The 19606-nt window shown below is 64.7% G+C and carries 14 protein-coding genes and 1 tRNA gene; 1 reads left to right on the forward strand and 14 read right to left on the reverse strand.

Going from position 1 to position 19606, the window contains the following annotated elements; translation table 11 throughout:
• Positions 1 to 129: 129 nt before the first annotated feature.
• From fusA to rpsL, 3 genes are read right to left on the reverse strand one after another with little or no spacing between them, the layout of a single operon-like run.
• Positions 130 to 2253, reverse strand: coding sequence for an elongation factor G (fusA, locus tag VDQ18_RS01365; protein WP_323019247.1), 2124 nt, complete (start codon positions 2251 to 2253; stop codon positions 130 to 132).
• Between the two features lie 12 nt (positions 2254 to 2265).
• Complete coding sequence (gene rpsG, locus VDQ18_RS01370) at positions 2266 to 2736, reverse strand: 30S ribosomal protein S7 (protein WP_107753015.1); 471 nt, start codon at positions 2734 to 2736, stop codon at positions 2266 to 2268.
• Between the two features lie 12 nt (positions 2737 to 2748).
• Positions 2749 to 3120 (reverse strand): 30S ribosomal protein S12, encoded by a 372-nt coding sequence (rpsL, locus tag VDQ18_RS01375; RefSeq protein WP_107753017.1) that lies wholly within the window; start codon positions 3118 to 3120, stop codon positions 2749 to 2751.
• Positions 3121 to 3474: 354 nt separating this feature from the next.
• On the opposite strand from rpsL, the gene VDQ18_RS01380 reads away from it, so the two are divergent.
• Positions 3475 to 4314 (forward strand): glycosyltransferase, encoded by an 840-nt coding sequence (locus tag VDQ18_RS01380; protein ID WP_323019248.1) that lies wholly within the window; start codon positions 3475 to 3477, stop codon positions 4312 to 4314.
• Here VDQ18_RS01380 and VDQ18_RS01385 read toward each other — a convergent pair.
• From VDQ18_RS01385 to dapA, 11 genes are all read right to left on the reverse strand, one after another.
• Positions 4277 to 5167, reverse strand: a complete 891-nt coding sequence (locus tag VDQ18_RS01385) for a DMT family transporter (protein WP_323019249.1) — start codon at positions 5165 to 5167, stop codon at positions 4277 to 4279. The two genes, VDQ18_RS01380 and VDQ18_RS01385, sit on opposite strands and share 38 nt — an antisense overlap.
• A gap of 290 nt (positions 5168 to 5457) precedes the next feature.
• Complete coding sequence (rpoC, locus tag VDQ18_RS01390) at positions 5458 to 9678, reverse strand: DNA-directed RNA polymerase subunit beta' (RefSeq protein WP_323019250.1); 4221 nt, start codon at positions 9676 to 9678, stop codon at positions 5458 to 5460.
• 71 nt (positions 9679 to 9749) lie between these two features.
• The gene (gene rpoB, locus VDQ18_RS01395) at positions 9750 to 13886 is read right to left on the reverse strand and encodes a DNA-directed RNA polymerase subunit beta (protein WP_323019251.1); all 4137 of its coding nucleotides are present in this window, start codon (positions 13884 to 13886) and stop codon (positions 9750 to 9752) included.
• Between the two features lie 257 nt (positions 13887 to 14143).
• On the reverse strand, positions 14144 to 14521 hold the full coding sequence (gene rplL / locus VDQ18_RS01400) for a 50S ribosomal protein L7/L12 (protein WP_107753027.1): 378 nt from the start codon (positions 14519 to 14521) through the stop codon (positions 14144 to 14146).
• Positions 14522 to 14590: 69 nt separating this feature from the next.
• Positions 14591 to 15106, reverse strand: coding sequence for a 50S ribosomal protein L10 (gene rplJ / locus VDQ18_RS01405; RefSeq protein WP_107753029.1), 516 nt, complete (start codon positions 15104 to 15106; stop codon positions 14591 to 14593).
• A gap of 316 nt (positions 15107 to 15422) precedes the next feature.
• Positions 15423 to 16121 carry a 50S ribosomal protein L1 gene (gene rplA, locus VDQ18_RS01410; protein WP_323019252.1) on the reverse strand — a complete coding sequence of 233 codons (699 nt, stop codon included), beginning with the start codon at positions 16119 to 16121 and terminating at the stop codon, positions 15423 to 15425.
• A gap of 3 nt (positions 16122 to 16124) precedes the next feature.
• Positions 16125 to 16577: a 50S ribosomal protein L11 gene (gene rplK / locus VDQ18_RS01415; protein WP_323019253.1), complete on the reverse strand. Its 453-nt coding sequence runs from the start codon at positions 16575 to 16577 to the stop codon at positions 16125 to 16127.
• Between the two features lie 87 nt (positions 16578 to 16664).
• Positions 16665 to 17198: a transcription termination/antitermination protein NusG gene (gene nusG, locus VDQ18_RS01420; protein WP_107753035.1), complete on the reverse strand. Its 534-nt coding sequence runs from the start codon at positions 17196 to 17198 to the stop codon at positions 16665 to 16667.
• Between the two features lie 209 nt (positions 17199 to 17407).
• Positions 17408 to 17605 (reverse strand): preprotein translocase subunit SecE, encoded by a 198-nt coding sequence (gene secE, locus VDQ18_RS01425; protein ID WP_157958050.1) that lies wholly within the window; start codon positions 17603 to 17605, stop codon positions 17408 to 17410.
• Between the two features lie 172 nt (positions 17606 to 17777).
• A tRNA-Trp gene (locus VDQ18_RS01430) sits at positions 17778 to 17853 on the reverse strand.
• Between the two features lie 835 nt (positions 17854 to 18688).
• Positions 18689 to 19564, reverse strand: coding sequence for a 4-hydroxy-tetrahydrodipicolinate synthase (gene dapA / locus VDQ18_RS01435; RefSeq protein ID WP_323019254.1), 876 nt, complete (start codon positions 19562 to 19564; stop codon positions 18689 to 18691).
• Positions 19565 to 19606: the final 42 nt, after the last annotated feature.

Raw genomic sequence — 19606 nt, forward strand, 5'->3', positions numbered from 1 at the left:
GTTAACGTGCGGTTTCGTCCGTTCAAACTTTGCCTTCGCCATGATGGCTTCTCCTAAGTCGGTGTTACGGGCGGCGGGGATGGCCCCGCCCTACGGGGGTGGTAGGGCGGGGTTATCCCCGCCACACCGTCAAGCGTATTTCTTCTGGATCTCGTCCGAGATGTTCTGCGGCACGGCGTCGTAATGGTCGAACTGCATCGTGAACACCGCGCGGCCCGAGGACATCGAGCGCAGGTTGTTGATGTAGCCGAACATGTTCGCCAGCGGGACCATCGCGTTGATGACGTTCGCGTTGCCGCGGCTGTCCTGGCCCTGGACCATGCCACGACGGCTGGTCAGGTCCCCGATGATCGAACCGGTGTATTCTTCCGGCGTGACGACCTCGACCTTCATGATCGGCTCGAGCAGCTTGGCGCCGGCCTTTTTCAGACCTTCGCGCATGCCGGCACGGGCCGCGATCTCGAACGCGAGAACCGAGGAGTCGACGTCGTGGTAGGCACCGTCGATCAGCGCCACCTTGAAGTCGATCACCGGGAAGCCTGCGAGCGGACCCGAGTCCATCACCGACTTGATGCCCTTCTCGACGCCCGGCACGTATTCCTTCGGAACCACGCCGCCGACGATCTGGTTCGAGAACGAGTAGCCCTCGCCCGGTTGGGTCGGTTCGATCACCAGCTTGACGCGGGCGAACTGGCCGGTACCGCCGGTCTGCTTCTTGTGGGTATAGTCGACCTCGGCCTTGTGGCTGATGGTCTCACGATACGCCACCTGCGGGGCACCGATGTTGGCCTCGACCTTGAACTCGCGCTTCATGCGGTCGACGAGGATGTCGAGGTGGAGTTCGCCCATCCCCTTCATGATCGTCTGGCCCGATTCGAAGTTCGTCTCGACGCGGAACGAGGGGTCTTCGGCCGCGAGGCGAGCGAGGGCGAGGCCCATCTTCTCCTGGTCGGCTTTCGACTTCGGTTCCACGGCGATCTCGATCACCGGCTCGGGGAAGGTCATGGTTTCCAGCACGACCGGTTTCGTCGGATCGCAGAGCGTGTCCCCGGTGGTGGTTTCCTTCAGACCCGCCAGCGCGATGATGTCGCCCGCATAGGCTTCGTCGATCTCTTCGCGGTTGATGGCGTGCATCATCATCATCCGGCCGACGCGCTCGCGCTTGCCCTTCGTCGAGTTCAGCATCGAGTCGCCCTTTTTCAGGACGCCCGAATAGATCCGGGTGAAGGTCAGCGAACCCACGAAGGGGTCGTTCATGATCTTGAACGCCAGAGCCGAGAAGGGCTCGTCGTCATTGGCGTGACGCTCGATGTTCCGGGTTTCCGTCTCGTCGCCCGGGGCGAAGCCGACATAGGCCGGAACGTCCAGCGGACCCGGCAGGAAGTCGATCACCGCGTTCAGCAGCGGCTGCACGCCCTTGTTCTTGAAGGCCGAACCGGCGAAGACCGGGAAGAAGGCCATGGCCAGCGTGCCCTTGCGGACCAGCTTGCGCAGGGTTTCCTCGTCGGGCTCGTTGCCCTCGAGGTATTCCATCATCGCCTCGTCGTCCTGCTCGACGGCAAGCTCGACCAGCTTGGCGCGCCATTCGTCGGCCAGGTCCTTGAGCTCGTCACGGATCGGTTGACGGACCCAGCTCGCGCCGAGGTCTTCGCCCTTCCAGACCCATTCTTCCATCTTGATCAGGTCGATCTGGCCTTCGAGCTTGTCTTCGGCACCGATCGGCAGACAGACCGGGCAGGGGGTCCCGCCGGTACGGTCCTTGATCATCTCGACGCACTTGAAGTAGTCGGCGCCGATCTTGTCCATCTTGTTGACGAACACGATCCGCGGAACCTTGTAGCGGTCAGCCTGACGCCACACGGTTTCGGTCTGCGGTTCGACACCGGCGTTGGCGTCGAGCAGGCAGACGGCACCGTCAAGCACGGCCAGCGAACGCTCGACTTCGATGGTGAAGTCGACGTGGCCGGGGGTGTCGATGATGTTGAAGCGGTATTTGGTATCCGAGGTGCCATCAGCGGTCGGATCTTCCTGGCGCTGCCAGAAAGTGGTCGTCGCGGCCGAGGTGATGGTGATCCCGCGTTCCTGTTCCTGCTCCATCCAGTCCATGGTCGCGGCGCCGTCGTGGACTTCGCCGAGTTTGTGGGACTTGCCGGTGTAGTAGAGGATACGCTCGGTCGTGGTGGTCTTGCCGGCATCGATGTGGGCCATGATGCCGAAGTTGCGGTATCGCTTGAGCGGATATACGCGGGCCATGATCGGAATTCCTTACCAGCGATAATGGCTGAACGCTTTGTTCGCGTCGGCCATTTTGTGGGTGTCTTCGCGCTTCTTCACCGCGGTGCCGCGGTTGTTGACCGCGTCCGAAAGCTCGCCGGCGAGGCGCTCTTCCATGGTGTTCTCGTTGCGCTTGCGGGCGGCGGTGATCAGCCAGCGGATCGCCAGGGCCTCACGACGCTCGGTGCGGACTTCGACGGGGACCTGATAGGTCGCACCGCCGACGCGGCGCGAGCGCACTTCGACCGACGGCTTGATGTTGTCGAGGGCTTCGTGGAACACCTCGATCGGGGCGCGCTTCAGGCGCTTCTCAACGCGGTCGAGCGCGTTGTAGACGATCGATTCGGCCACCGACTTCTTGCCGTCGACCATCAGGTTGTTCATGAATTTCGTCAGCACGGTATCGCCAAACTTGGCGTCCGGCAGGACAGCGCGCTTTTCAGCAGCGTGACGACGCGACATGGGGGTCTCTCCTTACTTCGGACGCTTCGCGCCGTATTTCGAGCGGCGCTGACGACGGTCTTTGACGCCCTGCGTATCGAGCACGCCGCGCAGGATGTGGTAACGGACGCCCGGAAGGTCCTTCACCCGGCCGCCGCGGATCAGCACCACCGAGTGCTCTTGTAGGTTGTGCTTTTCGCCGGGGATGTAGCTGATCACCTCGAAACCGTTGGTCAGGCGGACCTTGGCCACCTTCCGCATAGCCGAGTTCGGCTTTTTCGGGGTCGTGGTGTAGACGCGGGTGCAGACGCCGCGCTTCTGCGGGCATTGCTCCAGGTGCTGGGACTTGGACTTCTGGACTTTCGGCTGCCGCGGCTTGCGGATCAGCTGTTGGATCGTAGGCATTCACATCGCCTTATCTTGCGGCCCGTTCAACCACCGCTCGTCAGCGAGGTATCCGGGGGCAGTTCTTCGTCTCGCACCCTGCGCGTCCGCAAAGCACAAAACCGCCGATGCGCCCATTCCGAGGGTTGGCATCGCGGTGGAATTTCAGAGGATCGGGGCTTGCACCGCCCGGATCATGACCACAACTGTGTTCTAAGCCCCAGAACCAGCGCATGCCGACCCCGGGTGGCCGCCGTATAGGGGGAGTCGCGGGCCTTGTCAACATGGCTCGCCGGCCCCTTTCCCCGGTGTCGCGCCGCGTTGCCCGCCCTGCCCCGCGCTGCTAGGCTGGCGGAAAAATGAAGGGGCAGAGGCATGCGTCTCCCAGGCTATTTTTCCCGGCGCCGGGTGGCGCAGAATGCCCAGGTGATCGGCCTATGCCGCTTTTCCTACCCGGCCATCGGTGGCTTCAAGACCGAGCACGACAGCCCCGAGGAACGCGCCCGTTTCCTCTATGCGCCCGAGCGTCTGGACGAGCGGTTTCGCCTGTTCGAGATGTTCACCCTGCCCTCAATCCGCACCCAGACCAATGACGATTTCACCTTCCTCATCGTCATCGGCGAGGATTTCCCGCCCGAGCGCGAGGAACAGCTGCGCGCCCTGACCGCCGACATTCCGCAGATCGTCATCCAGGCCCATCCCCCCGGCCGCCACCGCGAGGTCATGGCCAGCGCCATCAACTCGGTGCGCGAGGCGGGCAAGTATTCCATCCAGTTCCGCCTCGACGACGACGACGCCATGGGCGTGGGCTATGTCCACAAGCTGCGCAACATGCTGTTCCAGCATTTCCCGCTGTTCGAAGGCTCGCGCCATGTGGCGCTGAGCTTCACCCGCGGCTGGCACGCCACCGGCACGCCCGAGGGGATCCTGGCCGAACCCGCCAAGGCCCATTACCCGACGGCGGCGCTGGCCATCGTCTTCCGCCCCGATGTCGACCTGACGGTGATGAACTTCGCCCATCACCAGGTCTGGCAGCACATGCCGACCATCAGCCGTGTCGACAACGACATGTTCATCCGCGGGGTGAACAGCTTCAACGATTCCGGCGACCGGCTGGGCGAGAACATGAAACTCCTGACCCGCGAGCAGGAGGATCGGTTCCAGCGCGCCTTCGGGGTCAATGCGGAATGGGTGCGCGCGCGCGCCGGGCGCTAGCCCGCTCGCGGTAGAAGGTGAAAAGCCCGGTCCCCACCACCAGCGCCGCGCCCAGCTGGGTCAGCGTATCCGGCCATTCGGCGAAAAGCGCAAAGCCCAGCACCAGCGCCCAGATCAGCCCGGTGTAGCGGAAGGGCGTGACGAAGCCCAATTCCCCGGTACGGACCGCGCTGACCGTCAGGACATAGCCGCCGACGATGAAGGCCGAGGTCCCCAGCAGCAGCAGCGCCGCGGTGCCCGAGGGCAGGACGAAACTCTCCGTCGTGCTGCCCGCCAGGCCGAAGAGCATCACCCCCACCGCATTGGCCAGGGCGATGGTCAGCGAGGGGACCGAGCGCGACATGCGCCGCGTCAGCAGATCCCGCGTAGTGACGAAGCCGATGCAGACCAGCGCATAGACGGCATAGCGGTCGAAGCCCCCCGCCTCGGGCCGCACGATCAGCAGCACGCCCAGGAAACCCACCGCGATCGCCGTCATCCGCCGCCAGCCGACCTTCTCGCCCAGAAACAGCGTAGCCCCCAGCGTCACGGTCAGCGGCAGCGCCTGCATGATGGCGGTCAGGTTGGCGATCGGCGTGTGATAAAGCGCCTGCAGGAAGAACCAGGTGGCCCCGGTGTCGGCCAGGGTGCGCACCAGCACCAGCCAGCGGTCGCCCCGGGCGATGGTGACGCGGAACGCCCCCTTCCGCCAGGCCAGCACCACCAGCACCAGGCTCACCCCCAGACCGCGCCAGACCAGAGTCTGGAACATCGGCAGCTCGGTCGACAGCAGCTTCATGATCGCGTCGGACAGGGTGAACGACGCCATGCCCACCACCATCAGAAGCGCGCCGCGCGCATTGTCGGTCAGCATGATTCCCCTCCGCCCCGGGACCGGACCTTCCTCCGGCACCCGCCCCCTCCGCCGGTATCATTTAACAGGTGAAGGGGGAAGGCCCCGCCGATAGCGCCCGCCCCCCTCCTCTTCGTTCTGCAAATATCCCGGGGGGTGCGGGGGGCTGGCCCCCCGCTTCCGTCGCCCGAGGCGCCCGCGACAGCGGGCAACGAGGGCGAAACCCCTCCCCCGCCCGGACAACGCACAGGACAACGAAAAACCCCCCGCAACCTGCGCTGCGGGGGGTCATGTCTGTCAGGCCACAGACCTCAGCGGTCGTCGTCGTCCGCCGGCATGTCGCGGAACACCGGTTCCATCTCCGGCGCCACCAGGACCGCTTCGGCCTCGGCGCGGCGCTGTTCGATGACCACATCGTCGCGATCCGTGGCGATCTTGCGGGTCGCCGTGGCCACGCCACCCGTCCCGGCCGGGATCAGGCGACCGACGATGACGTTCTCCTTCAGACCGACCAGCTTGTCGCGCTTGCCGATGACCGAGGCCTCGGTCAGCACGCGCGTGGTCTCCTGGAACGAGGCGGCCGAGATGAACGACCGGGTCTGCAGCGAGGCCTTGGTGATCCCCAGAAGGATCGGCTCGCCCCGCGCCGGGCGCAGGCCCATGGCGGTGACCTTGTCGTTGGCCTCGTCGAACTCGAACTTGTCGACCGTCTCGCCTTTCAGCAGCGTCGTATCCCCGCTGTCGAGGATCTCCAGCTTCTGCAGCATCTGACGGACGATGACCTCGATGTGCTTGTCGTTGATCTTCACGCCCTGCAGGCGGTAGACGTCCTGCACTTCGTCGATCAGGTAGTTCGCCAGCGCCTCGATGCCGAGGATCCGCAGGATGTCATGCGGCGCGGGGTTGCCATCCATGATGTAGTCGCCGCGCTGGACGAAATCGCCCTCCTGCACGGGGATGTGCTTGCCCTTCGGCACCAGGTATTCCACCGCGTCGACATTCTCGTCCACGGGCTCGATGGTGATGCGGCGCTTGTTCTTGTAGTCCTTCGCGAAGCGCACGTAGCCGTCGATCTCACAGATGATGGCGTGATCTTTCGGACGACGGGCCTCGAACAATTCCGCCACGCGGGGCAGACCCCCGGTGATGTCCTTGGTCTTGGCACCCTCGCGCGGGATCCGGGCAACGACGTCACCCTGCCACACATCCTGCCCATCTTCGATCGACAGAATGGCATCCACCGACATCTGATAGGTGATCGGGTTGCCCGCGTCGTTGCGCATCGGCTCGCCGGTTTCCTTGTTCATGATGATGATCTCGGGCTTGAGATCGCCACCCCGCGGAACCGAACGCCAGTCGGTCACGATCTTCTGCGACATGCCCGTCGCATCGTCCGTGTCCTCGCGCACCGACAGACCGGCGACTAGGTCCACGAATTTCGCGGTACCCGCACGCTCGGCGATGATCGGCAGCGTGTAGGGGTCCCATTCGTAGAGCTTGTCGCCCCGCTTCACATCCTGACCGTCGCGCACGAAGAGTTTGGCACCATAGGTCAGCTTGTGGGCCGCCCGTTCGATGCCGTTCTCGTCGATGATGGCGATCTGCATGTTCCGGCCCAGGACCACCAGCTCGGCCGAGGCATTCTCGAGCACGTTGGTGTTGCGGAATTCGACCTTACCGGCCGAGCCCGATTCCTGGAACGATTGCGAACCGCCCTGCGCGATGCCGCCGATGTGGAAGGTCCGCATCGTCAGCTGGGTGCCCGGCTCACCGATCGACTGCGCGGCGATGATGCCCACCGCTTCGCCTTTGTTGACCAGCGTGCCGCGCGCGAGGTCGCGCCCGTAGCATTTCGAGCAGACGCCCTCTTCCGCGTCACAGGTCAGCGGCGAGCGGATCTTGACCGTGGCAAGGCCGCCGGTCTCGATCAGATCGGCGTCGCGTTCGTCGATCAGGTGGTTCTTGACCACCAGGACCTCGCCCGTCGCCGGATGCACCACGTCCTCGGCCGCGACACGGCCCAGCACGCGCTCGGCCAGCGAGGCGACGATTTCACCGTCGTTGATCGCCGCCGAGGCGGTGATGAAGCGTTCGGTGCCGCAATCGTCCGAGCGCACGATGCAATCCTGCGCCACGTCCACCAGACGGCGGGTCAGGTAGCCCGAGTTCGCCGTCTTCAGCGCGGTATCGGCCAGACCCTTCCGGGCGCCGTGGGTCGAGTTGAAGTATTCAAGAACGGTCAGACCTTCCTTGAAGTTCGAGATGATCGGCGTTTCGATGATCTCGCCCGACGGCTTGGCCATGAGGCCGCGCATGCCGCCCAGCTGCTTCATCTGGGCGGGCGAACCCCGGGCCCCGGAGTGCGACATCATGTAGACCGAGTTCGGCTCCAGCTCACGGCCGGCATCGTCCCGGCGCACGGCCGAGATTTCCGCCATCATGGCCGCAGCCACCGCGTCCGAGGCCTTCGACCAGGCGTCCACGACCTTGTTGTACTTCTCGCCCTGGGTGATCAGGCCGTCGAGGTACTGCTGTTCGAATTCCTTGACCTGATCGCGGGTCTGGTTGACCAGCTCCCACTTGGTCTCGGGGATCAGCATGTCGTCCTTGCCGAAAGAGATGCCGGCCTTGAACGCCTCGCGGAAGCCCAGACCCATGATCTGGTCGCAGAAGATGACCGATTCCTTCTGACCGCAATAGCGGTAGACGGTGTCGATGACGTTCTGCACGTCCTTTTTCCGCAGCAGGCGGTTGACCAGCTCGAAGGGCGCCTTGGCGTTCAAGGGCAGGAGGCCACCCAGACGCAGACGGCCCGGGGTGGTTTCGTAGCGCTTGACGACCTCGTTGCCGTTCTCGTCGATCTGCAGGATGCGGCCCTGCACCTTGGCGTGCAGGTGCACCTCGCCCGAGGCGAGCGCGTGCTCGACTTCCTCGATATCGGCGAAGACCATGCCCTCGCCCTTCATCCCGTCGCGCGCCATGGTCGTGTAGTAGAGACCCAGCACCATGTCCTGCGACGGAACGATGATCGGCGCGCCGTTGGCGGGCGACAGCACGTTGTTGGTGGACATCATCAGCACGCGGGCCTCAAGCTGGGCTTCCAGCGAGAGGGGAACGTGCACGGCCATCTGGTCGCCGTCGAAGTCGGCGTTGAAGGCCGAGCAGACCAGCGGGTGCAGCTGGATCGCCTTGCCCTCGATCAGCATCGGCTCGAAGGCCTGGATGCCCAGACGGTGCAGCGTCGGCGCGCGGTTCAGCAGAACCGGGTGCTCGCGGATCACCTCGTCGAGGATATCCCAGACTTCGGGACGCTCTTTCTCGACCAGCTTCTTCGCCTGTTTCACCGTGCTCGACAGCCCCTTGGCTTCAAGGCGCGAGTAGATGAAGGGCTTGAAGAGTTCGAGCGCCATCTTCTTCGGCAGACCGCACTGGTGCAGCTTGAGTTCCGGGCCGGTCACGATGACCGAACGACCCGAGAAGTCGACGCGCTTGCCCAGAAGGTTCTGACGGAAGCGGCCCTGCTTGCCCTTCAGCATGTCGCTGAGCGACTTCAGCGGACGCTTGTTGTTGCCGGTGATGACCCGGCCGCGACGGCCGTTGTCGAACAGGGCATCGACCGATTCCTGCAGCATCCGCTTTTCGTTGCGCACGATGATATCGGGCGCACGAAGCTCGATCAGGCGCTTCAGGCGGTTGTTCCGGTTGATGACCCGGCGGTAGAGGTCGTTGAGGTCCGAGGTCGCGAAACGGCCACCGTCCAGCGGCACCAGCGGGCGCAGTTCCGGCGGGATCACCGGCAGGACGGTCAGGATCATCCACTCGGGCCGGTTGCCCGACTCGAGGAACGACTCGACGACCTTCAGCCGCTTGATGATCTTCTTCGGCTTCAGCTCGCCGGTGGCTTCCTTCAGCTCTTCGCGCAGCTTGTCGGCTTCGGCCTGCAGGTCGATGTTCGACAGCATCTCGCGGATCGCCTCGGCGCCGATACCGGCGGTGAAGCTGTCCGAGCCGAAATTGTCCTGCGCGTCGAGGTATTCCTCTTCGGTCAGCAGCTGCCCGTAGGAAAGCTCGGTCAGGCCGGGCTCGATGACGACGTAGTTTTCGAAGTAGAGGATGCGCTCGAGGTCACGCAGCGTCACGTCCAGCATGAGGCCGATGCGCGAGGGCAGCGACTTCAGGAACCAGATATGGGCGACCGGCGAGGCCAGCTCGATATGGCCCATGCGTTCGCGACGCACCTTCTGCAGCGTGACTTCCACGCCGCATTTCTCGCAGACGACGCCGCGATACTTCATGCGCTTGTACTTGCCGCAGAGGCATTCGTAATCCTTGATCGGCCCGAAGATGCGGGCGCAGAACAGGCCGTCGCGCTCGGGCTTGAAGGTCCGGTAGTTGATCGTCTCGGGCTTCTTGATCTCGCCGTAGGACCACGAGAGGATCCGCTCGGGCGAGGCCAGCGAGATCTTGATCTCGTCGAACTGCTTGGCCGGGGTCAGCGGGTTGAACGGGTTGGTGGTGAGTTCCTGGTTCATCTCAACGTCCTTGAAGGGGGTACGGGAAGGGTAGGATGGGCAATATTGCCCATCCTACGGAGCGAGCTGCCTCACTCCTCCTCCTCCGAATCCAGGAGTTCCATGTTCAGGCCGAGGCCGCGGACTTCCTTCACCAGAACGTTGAAGGATTCGGGCACACCGGCCTCGAAATTGTCCTCGCCCTTGACGATGCTCTCGTAGACCTTGGTCCGGCCCGCGACGTCGTCCGACTTCACCGTCAGCATCTCCTGCAGGGTATAGGCGGCGCCGTAAGCCTCGAGGGCCCAGACCTCCATCTCCCCCAGACGCTGACCGCCGAACTGGGCCTTGCCGCCCAGCGGCTGCTGCGTGACCAGCGAGTACGGACCCGTGGAACGCGCGTGCAGCTTGTCGTCGACCAGGTGGTGCAGCTTCAGCATGTACTTGACGCCGACCGTGACGGGACGCGCGAATTTCTCGCCCGAACGCCCGTCATAGACCACCGACTGGCCGGACTTGTCGAAGCCCGCCCGCATCAGCGCGTCGTTCACATCCGCTTCCTTGGCGCCGTTGAACACCGGGGTGCCGATCGGCACGCCCTTGGTCACCGAGCCCGCGGCCTCGACCAGCGCCTCTTCCTCCATGCCGGAGAAGGCGTCGTCATAGACCTGCTGGCCATAGCCATGCACCAGCGCCTCGCGCACCGGGGTCAGGTCACCCGAGCGACGATATTCCTGCAGCGCCTCGTCGATCTGAATGCCGAGGCCGCGCAGGGCCCAGCCCATGTGCGTCTCGAGGATCTGACCGACGTTCATCCGCGAGGGCACGCCCAGCGGGTTCAGCACCAGGTCCACGGTCGTGCCATCGGCGAGGAAGGGCATATCCTCCTCGGGCACCACTTTCGAGACCACGCCCTTGTTGCCGTGACGACCGGCCATCTTGTCCCCGGGCTGCAGCTTGCGCTTCACCGCCAGGAACACCTTGACCATCTTCATCACGCCCGGAGGCAGGTCGTCGCCGCGGCGCACCTTCTCGACCTTGTCGTCGAAGCGGTGCGTGAGCTGGCGCTTCTGCTGGTCGAAGAGGGCGTTGAGCGCCTCGACTTCCTGCGCCTCGGCCTCTTCGGCCAGCGCCAGCTGCCACCACTGGCCACGCGACAGCGAGTCCAGCAGCTCCTCGGTGATTTCCGAGTTAGGGCGCACGCCCTTGGGCCCCTTCACCGCGACCTTGCCGAGGATCAGCTGCTTCAGACGCGAGTAGATGTTGCGCTCGAGGATCGCCTGCTCGTCGTCGCGGTCGCGCGACAGGCGTTCGATCTCTTCGCGCTCGATCTGCAGCGCCCGCTCGTCCTTGTCGACACCGTGACGGTTGAAGACGCGGACTTCCACCACCGTGCCGTAGGCACCCGGGGGCAGACGCAGCGAGGTATCCCGCACGTCCGAGGCCTTTTCACCGAAGATGGCGCGGAGGAGTTTCTCCTCGGGCGTCATCGGGCTTTCGCCTTTCGGGGTGATCTTGCCAACCAGGATGTCGCCAGCCTGAACTTCGGCCCCGATATAGACGATACCGGCTTCGTCGAGGTTGCGCAGGGCTTCCTCGCCGACGTTCGGGATGTCGCGGGTGATCTCTTCCGGGCCGAGCTTGGTATCCCGCGCGGCGACTTCGTATTCCTCGATGTGGATCGAGGTATAGACGTCATCCTTCAGGATCCGCTCGGAGATCAGGATCGAGTCCTCGTAGTTGTATCCGTTCCACGGCATGAACGCGACGACGACGTTCCGGCCCACGGCCAGTTCGCCCATGTCGGTGCAGGGACCGTCGGCCACGACCGCGTTGCGGTCGACCACGTCGCCCACCTTCACCAGCGGACGCTGGTTGATGCAGGACGATTGGTTCGAGCGCTTGAACTTGCGCAGACGGTAGATGTCCACGCCCGGCTCACCGGCTTCCAGCATCTCGGTCGCGCGGATAACGATCCGCTGCGCGTCGACCTGATCGACGATACCGGCGCGGCGAGCCATGATCGCAGCCCCCGAGTCGCGGGCGACGATGCCCTCGATCCCGGTGCCGACCAGCGGCGCATCCGATTGCAGCAGCGGCACGGCCTGCCGCATCATGTTCGAGCCCATCAGCGCGCGGTTGGCGTCGTCATTCTCAAGGAAGGGAATGAGCGAGGCCGCGACCGACACCAGCTGTTTCGGCGACACGTCGATCATATCGATCACGTCGCGCGGGTTCAGCATGAAGTCGCCGCCCTTGCGGGTCGACACCAGGTCGTTCACGAACTCGCCGTCCTCGGTCAGCGTCGCGTTCGCCTGGGCGATGACGTGGCGCTGCTCCTCGGTGGCCGAGAGGTACTGGACCTCGTCCGTGACCTTGCCGTCGATGACCTTGCGGTAGGGGGTCTCGATGAAGCCGTATTTGTTCACGCGGGCATAGGTGGCCAGCGAGTTGATCAGACCGATGTTCTGACCTTCCGGCGTCTCGATCGGGCACATCCGGCCGTAGTGGGTCGGGTGAACGTCGCGGACCTCGAAGCCCGCGCGTTCGCGCGTCAGACCGCCCGGGCCAAGCGCCGAGAGACGGCGTTTGTGGGTGACTTCCGACAGCGGGTTGGTCTGGTCCATGAACTGCGACAGCTGCGACGAGCCGAAGAACTCGCGCACCGCGGCCGCTGCGGGCTTCGCGTTGATCAGGTCCTGCGGCATGACGGTGTCGATATCCACCGACGACATGCGCTCGCGGATCGCCCGCTCCATGCGCAGGAGGCCCAGACGGTACTGGTTCTCCATCAGCTCGCCGACCGAGCGCACCCGGCGGTTGCCGAGGTGATCGATGTCGTCGATCTCGCCCTTGCCGTCACGCAGTTCCACCAGCGCCTTGATGCAGGCGATGATGTCTTCGCGGCGCAGCGTGCGCTGGGTGTCCGGCGCGTCGAGGTCGAGGCGCATGTTCATCTTCACCCGGCCCACGGCCGAGAGATCGTAGCGCTCGGAATCGAAGAACAGCGTGTCGAAGAGGGTCACGGCGGCATCGACGGTCGGCGGCTCGCCCGGGCGCATGACCCGGTAGATGTCCATGAGCGCCTGATCGCGGTTCATGTTCTTGTCCGCGGCCATCGTGTTGCGGATGTAGGCGCCGACGTTGACGTTGTCGATGTCGAGCACCGAGATCTCGGTGATGCCCTGATCCAGCAGCGTCTTCAGCGAGCCGCCCTTGACGTCGCCGTCCTTGTCGGTCTCCCAGGTCAGCTCGTCGCCGGCCTCGATCCAGATCGCGCCGGTCTCGTCATCGACCACGTCCTGCGCCGCGAACCGGCCGAGGATATGCTCGAAGGGTACCAGCAGTTCGGTGATCTTGCCCTCGTCGATCCATTTCTTGACCAGACGCGGGGTCGCCTTGTCGCCGGCCTTGAGGATCACCTCGCCGGTGGCGGCGTCCACGAGGTCCATGGTCGGACGGGTGCCGCGCACGCGCTCGGGGAAGAAGCGGGTGACCCAGCCGCGGTTCTTTTCCAGACGGTACGAGACCTTGTCGTAATAGGCATCCATGATGCCGTCCTGATCCAGCCCCAGGGCATAGAGCAGCGTCGTCACCGGCAGTTTGCGGCGACGGTCGATCCGGGCGAACACCAGATCCTTGGGGTCGAATTCGAAGTCCAGCCACGAACCGCGGTAGGGAATGATGCGGCACTGGAACAGCAGCTTGCCCGAGCTGTGGGTCTTGCCCTTGTCATGGTCGAAGAAGACGCCCGGGCTACGGTGCATCTGCGACACGACGACACGCTCGGTGCCGTTGACGATGAAGGTGCCGACCGGCGTCATCAGGGGCATGTCGCCCATGAAGACTTCCTGTTCCTTGATGTCCTTGACCGAACGCGCGCCGGTATCGGGGTCCACATCGAACACGATCAGGCGCAGCGTGACCTTCAGCGGCGCCGAATAGGTCATGTCGCGCTGCTGGCATTCGTCGATGTCGTACTTCGGCTTTTCCAGCTCGTACTTGACGAATTCCAGAACCGCGGTCTCGTTGAAGTCCTTGATCGGGAAGACGGACTGGAACGTGCCCATCAGGCCTTCGCCATCCAGCGGCTTGTCGCTGTCACCCGAGCGCAGGAACAGGTCGTAGGACGACTTCTGCACCTCGATCAGGTTCGGCATCTCCAGGACTTCACGGATCTTGCCGAACATCCGGCGGATGCGCTTCTGGCCAACATAGGACTGAGCCATGCTCGGTATCACCTTTCATTCGTTCGCGGATGCGCCTGCCGTCGGGCCTCGGCCGGGCTGCACCCCATGCGAATCAGAAGCGGAGGCTCCATTCCTGCGGTCCGTCCCAAAGGACCGCTCCCGAGCCTCGGCTGCTTCGGGAAGGGGGTTTCGCGAAACCCGCTGCCGGAAGCTGCCTCAGAAACAGTTTGGGCCGGGCCCGGACGATGCCGGACCCAGCCTGTTCGTGCCGTCAGGGTGCTGGGCACCCCACCGGATTACTTCAGCTCGACCTTGGCACCAGCCGCTTCGAGCTTCTTCTTCAGCTCTTCGGCTTCCGACTTCGAAGCTTGCTCTTTCACGGCTTTGCCGCCGGCTTCGACCAGGTCTTTGGCTTCTTTCAGGCCCAGACCGGTGATGCCGCGCACTTCTTTGATCACGTTGATCTTGTTGGCGCCGGCGTCGACGAGGATCACGTCGAACTCGGTCTTTTCTTCCACGGCTTCAGCAGCCGCGGCCGGACCGGCAGCCATCATCACAGCGCCGCCAGCGGCGGGCTCGATGCCGTACTCGTCCTTCAGGATTTGCTTCAGTTCCTGAGCCTGCAGCAGGGTCAGGTTCACGATTTGCTCGGCGAGAGCTTTCAGATCAGCCATTTTCAGGTTCCATTCTAACAGGGGTTTGCCGACATGAGGGGGTTAACCGCCACGCGGGCCAAGGATTGCTCAAGCGGCTTCCCGCTCCTCCAGGGTGGAGAGGATGCCCGCGATGTTCGAAGCAGGCGCGCCAATCGCACCGGCGATGCTGGAAGCCGGGGCCCCGATGCACGCCACGACGGAAGCGATGAGCTCCTCGCGCGACGGCAGTTCGGAGACGGCCTTGACACCATCCGGATTGAGCGCCGTGCCACCCATCGAGCCGCCAAGGATCTCGAATTTCTTGTTATCCTTGGCGTAGCCGATCGCCACCTTCGCCGCAGCGACGGGGTCTTCGGAATAGGAAAGCACGGTCATGCCCGTCAGAAGGTCACCGATGCTTGCGCAGGGCTTTCCTTCAAGGGCGATCTTGGCGAGCTTGTTCTTGGCAACGCGCACGGAACCGCCGGCGGCACGCATGCGCGCCCGCAGATCCTGCATCTCGGCAACCGTCAGACCCGCGTAGTGTGCAACCACGACCACGCCAGAGCTTTCGAAGATCTGGCCGAGTTCCTCGACCAACGCTTCTTTTTGGGCTCTATCCACAGGTATGCTCCAAGTTTGGGGGTTGCCCCCCGGCTCAAGTCTGCCCGGACCGGCGGGATCGCTCCCTGAGGCCGGGCGTCGGGTCCGAAAGGAACCGAGGCCAAAACCGCCCGAGGAATGCCCGAAGGGACCCCCGGTAGAAATGCGTCTCGTTCCCATCTCAGGCAGGAAATTAAGCCTTACCTAAACCCTTTCGGGTCCGATGCAAGGCACCCACCGTCTCGGACAGGACAGGGCGTCGCCGCCCCGCCATCCCACGGGCCGAAACCCGGGGAATTCGTCGTAGGATGGGCAATATTGCCCATCCTACAGGCATTCACTGCGCCGTGGCCGACGCCAGGTCGACGCTCACGCCCGGACCCATGGTCGAGCTGAGCGAGACTTTCTTCAGGTAGGCACCCTTGGCGCCCGAAGGCTTCGCCTTCGACACCGCGTCGACGATGGCGCGGACGTTCTCGGCCAGCTTCTCGGGCGCGAACGACACTTTGCCGACGCCGGCGTGGATGATCCCCGCCTTCTCGACCTTGAACTGGACCTGACCGCCCTTGGCGTCCTTGACCGCCTGCGCGACATCCATGGTCACCGTGCCCACTTTCGGGTTCGGCATCAGGTTGCGCGGGCCGAGGATCTTACCCAGACGGCCGACCAGCGGCATCATGTCCGGGGTGGCGATGCAACGGTCGAAGTCGATGGTGCCGCCCTGGATGGACTGCATCAGCTCTTCGGCGCCGACGATATCCGCACCGGCGGCCTGGGCTTCTTCAGCCTTGGCACCACGGGCGAAAACCGCCACGCGCACGGTCTTGCCGGTGCCGTTGGGCAGCGACACGACGCCGCGGACCATCTGGTCGGCGTGACGCGGGTCCACGCCGAGGTTGATCGCCACTTCGACGGTCTCGTCGAATTTGGCCGAGGCAGCGCCCTTGACCAGGCTCACCGCATCTTCGACCGAGAGGTTGGTCTGGGTCCCGAAGGCTTCGCGAGCCTTGGCCGTCCGTTTACCGATCTTGGCCATGACTTACCCCTTCACCTCGATACCGCAGCTCTTGGCCGAGCCGAGGATGATCTGCATCGCGCCTTCGATGTCGGTGGCGTTGAGATCCTTCATCTTCGCTTCGGCGATCTCGCGGACCTGCTTGACGGTCACGGAGCCGGCGACCTCGCGGCCGGGCTTCGTCGAGCCCTTGGCGCGGTTGCGCTTGCCGACGGGCTTCAGGCCGGCGGCTTTCTTCAGGAACCACGACGCAGGCGGGGTCTTCAGCTCCATGCTGAACGACTTGTCCTGGTAGTAGGTGATCACGACCGGAACCGGCGAGCCGGGCTCCATGTCCGCAGTCCGCGCGTTGAAGTCCTTGCAGAACTGCATGATGTTGATGCCGCGCTGACCCAGAGCCGGGCCGACGGGCGGGGACGGGTTGGCTTGACCCGCCTTCACTTGCAGCTTCAGCTGCCCGATAATCTTCTTGGCCATCTGGCCGCTCCTTCTCTCACACGGCCCCGGACCGGGACCTGCTTAGTGGTTCGGCTGGGGCCTTGGCCCCGCCTCCCACGCGAACACTCAGGCCCCCTTGGTGACCTGGGTGAATTCCAATTCGACCGGCGTCGGCCGGCCGAAGATCGAGACCATGACCTTCAGGCGGCCATTGTCGTCGTCCACTTCCTCGACCATGCCCGAGAAGCCGTCGAAGGGCCCGTCGGACACTTTCACCTGCTCGCCGATCTCGAAGCGGATCAGGTTGCGCGGCGCCTCCTGACCTTCCTCGACGCGGTTGAGAATCAGGTTGACCTCATCGTCGCGCATCGGGCTGGGCTTGCCGGGCTGACCCAGGAAGCCGGTGACCCGGTTGATCGAGGTGACCAGATGGTAGGTCCGGTTCGACATCTCCATGCGCACCAGCACATAGCCGGGCATGAAGCGCCGCTCGGACGTCACCTTCTTGCCGCGGCGGACCTCGATGACCTCCTCGGTCGGCACGAGCACCTCTTCGACCTCGTCCTCAAGCCCCGCCTCGGCGGCAGCCTGGCGAATTGCTTCGGCGACCTTCTTCTCGAAGTTCGAGAGGACGCTCACCGAATACCACCGCTTGGCCATGCCATTTCCCCGTCTGCACCAGCTTTCAGCCGACGCGTATTTCCGTTTCATGTCAAAGGCTTGCGCCCGACCAGATCGCAAAACTCCGGCAGACAAAAAATGTGCGCACCGAATCGGTGCGCGCCATCGTGCCGGGTATTGCTGGTGCCTTTATCGTTCCCGGCCGCAAGTTTCAAGGGCCCGGGCCGGATTTCGCGTCCTGCGCGGCCTCAGCTCACCAGCCCCAGAAGCGCGCCGAGACCGGTGCGGATCAGGAGGTCGACGAGGAAGAAGAACACCGCCGTCAGGCCGGTCAGCGCCAGCACCATCACGGTGCTCACGCCGACTTCGCGGCGGGTCGGCCACGAGACCTTGGCGGTTTCCGAACGCACCTGCTGGAGGAAGGTCAACGGATTGGTCCGGGCCATGGTCACACCTTTGCGGGATCGAAGGGCCGCGCGGGGCAGCGACGCGGCGGTTGGCGCCGAGATACGCCGGAGGGGCGCGCCTTTCAACCCACCGGGGCCGCTGGCGCCCATTCCGCGGGCACGAAGCCGCCGATGTTGACGTTTCTGCAACACAGCGATGTCGGGAGGGAGGTGGCAGGGGCAGCAGGGTTCGAACCCGCGACCTACGGTTTTGGAGACCGTCGCTCTACCGGCTGAGCTATACCCCTATCCTGCGCCGGGGGTTACGGCACCGGGCCGGGGAAATCAAGGGGCGAATTGGCGGTTGCGGACAGCTTTCCCGGCCAAGGGCGCAGGCGCCTTGCCCGCCTCCCCAGGCCCGTCGTCAACTCCCCGTGATTCGCCGGACCCGACTGACTCGCAAGGGGGTGCAGGCCCAAGACAATCTGCCAACGTCTTGATGCCGGGGAGCCCCCCCGAGTCGGTTGCCCTGCCCCTTACCCGCGAACAGATCGTGAGAGGACACCCTCTGCAACCAAGGCGGCGCCCGTCTCGGCGCGGCGGCGGCCCGCGTCTGATGGACCTGGGTCCCGATGGCGACCGGGGCCAAGGGGGTTTTCCACCCCCTTGGATCCCCCGAGGATATTTGCCGCGCAAAGAAGGCGCAGGGAGGTGTTAACCTTAATTCGAGGCGCGGGCGCGATGGCGGGCGGGCGGGCTGGCTGGCCTCGGTCCGCGCCTGCGGCACTCGAGGGCGCGGCGCATTCGACGCCGGGCCCTCTTCTTGCGTGTCAGGCCCCGCTCGCCGGTCACGCCCCGCGCGGCATGGCGTCCCACGCCGCGAGCCCGGGCCGGCCCCGACCGGAGCCCTCGTCCTACAGGAATCTTGCCGAACCGGCGTTAGCCCCCTCGGCCACAGCACAGGCGCCCCGCATTAACCTTAACTGCCCGTTACCGCGCCCATCTTTGTTCTGAAAATATCCTCGGGAGGGTCCGGGAGGGTGGAAAACCCTCCCGGGGTCGCCACCCGAACCGCGATCCCGGCAAGGGCGCAAAGCAAAAGGGCGGCCGAAGCCGCCCCTGCCAGCCCCCAAAGGGACAATCTCAGTTCAGGATGCCCGCGTGGCGCATCGCCGCGTCGATCGCCTCGGCGGTCTTCTCGGTCACGCCCAGGAGCGGCAACCGTACCTCGGTCGAGCAGCGGCCCAGCCGCGACAGGCCGTATTTCGCCCCCGCCAGCCCCGGCTCCAGGAAGATCGCCGTATGCAGCGGCATCAGGCGGTCCTGATACTCCAGCGCGCGGGCGTAATCGCCGGCCAGCGTCGCCTCCTGGAATTCGGCGCAGAGCTTCGGCGCCACGTTCGCGGTGACCGAGATGCAGCCGACGCCGCCATGGGCGTTGAAGCCCAGCGCCGTCGCGTCCTCGCCCGAGACCTGGACGAAATCCGCCCCGCAGCTGGCGCGCTGCATCGAGACGCGCTCGATCTTGCCGGTCGCGTCCTTGACGCCGATGATCGACGGCAGCTTGGCCAGCTCGCCCATCGTTTCGGGCATCATGTCGACGACCGAACGACCGGGGATGTTGTAGATGATGATCGGCAGCGCCGAGGCCTGCGCCAACGCGGTGAAATGCGCGATCAGCCCGGCCTGGGTCGGCTTGTTGTAATAGGGGGTCACAACCAGCGCCGCATCGGCGCCGACCTTCTCGGCGTGTTTGAGCAGACGGATCGCCTCGGCCGTGTTGTTCGAGCCGGCACCGGCCACCACGGGCACGCGGCCCTTGGCAACCTTGACGACGAAGGCCACGACCTCTTCATGCTCGTCATGCGTCAGCGTCGGGCTCTCGCCGGTGGTGCCCACGGGAACCAGCCCGTGCGACCCTTCGGCGATCTGCCATTCGACCAACGATTCGAGCGCCTCGTAATCGACCGCACCGTTCGTGAACGGCGTGACCAGTGCGGGAAGCGAACCCCGGATCATCTCTTGCTCCTCTTGGCAGCCTGCCGCCGGTGCCAGTCTCCT

Source organism: Pararhodobacter sp. (assembly GCF_034676075.1).
Taxonomy (GTDB): Bacteria; Pseudomonadota; Alphaproteobacteria; order Rhodobacterales; family Rhodobacteraceae; genus Pararhodobacter.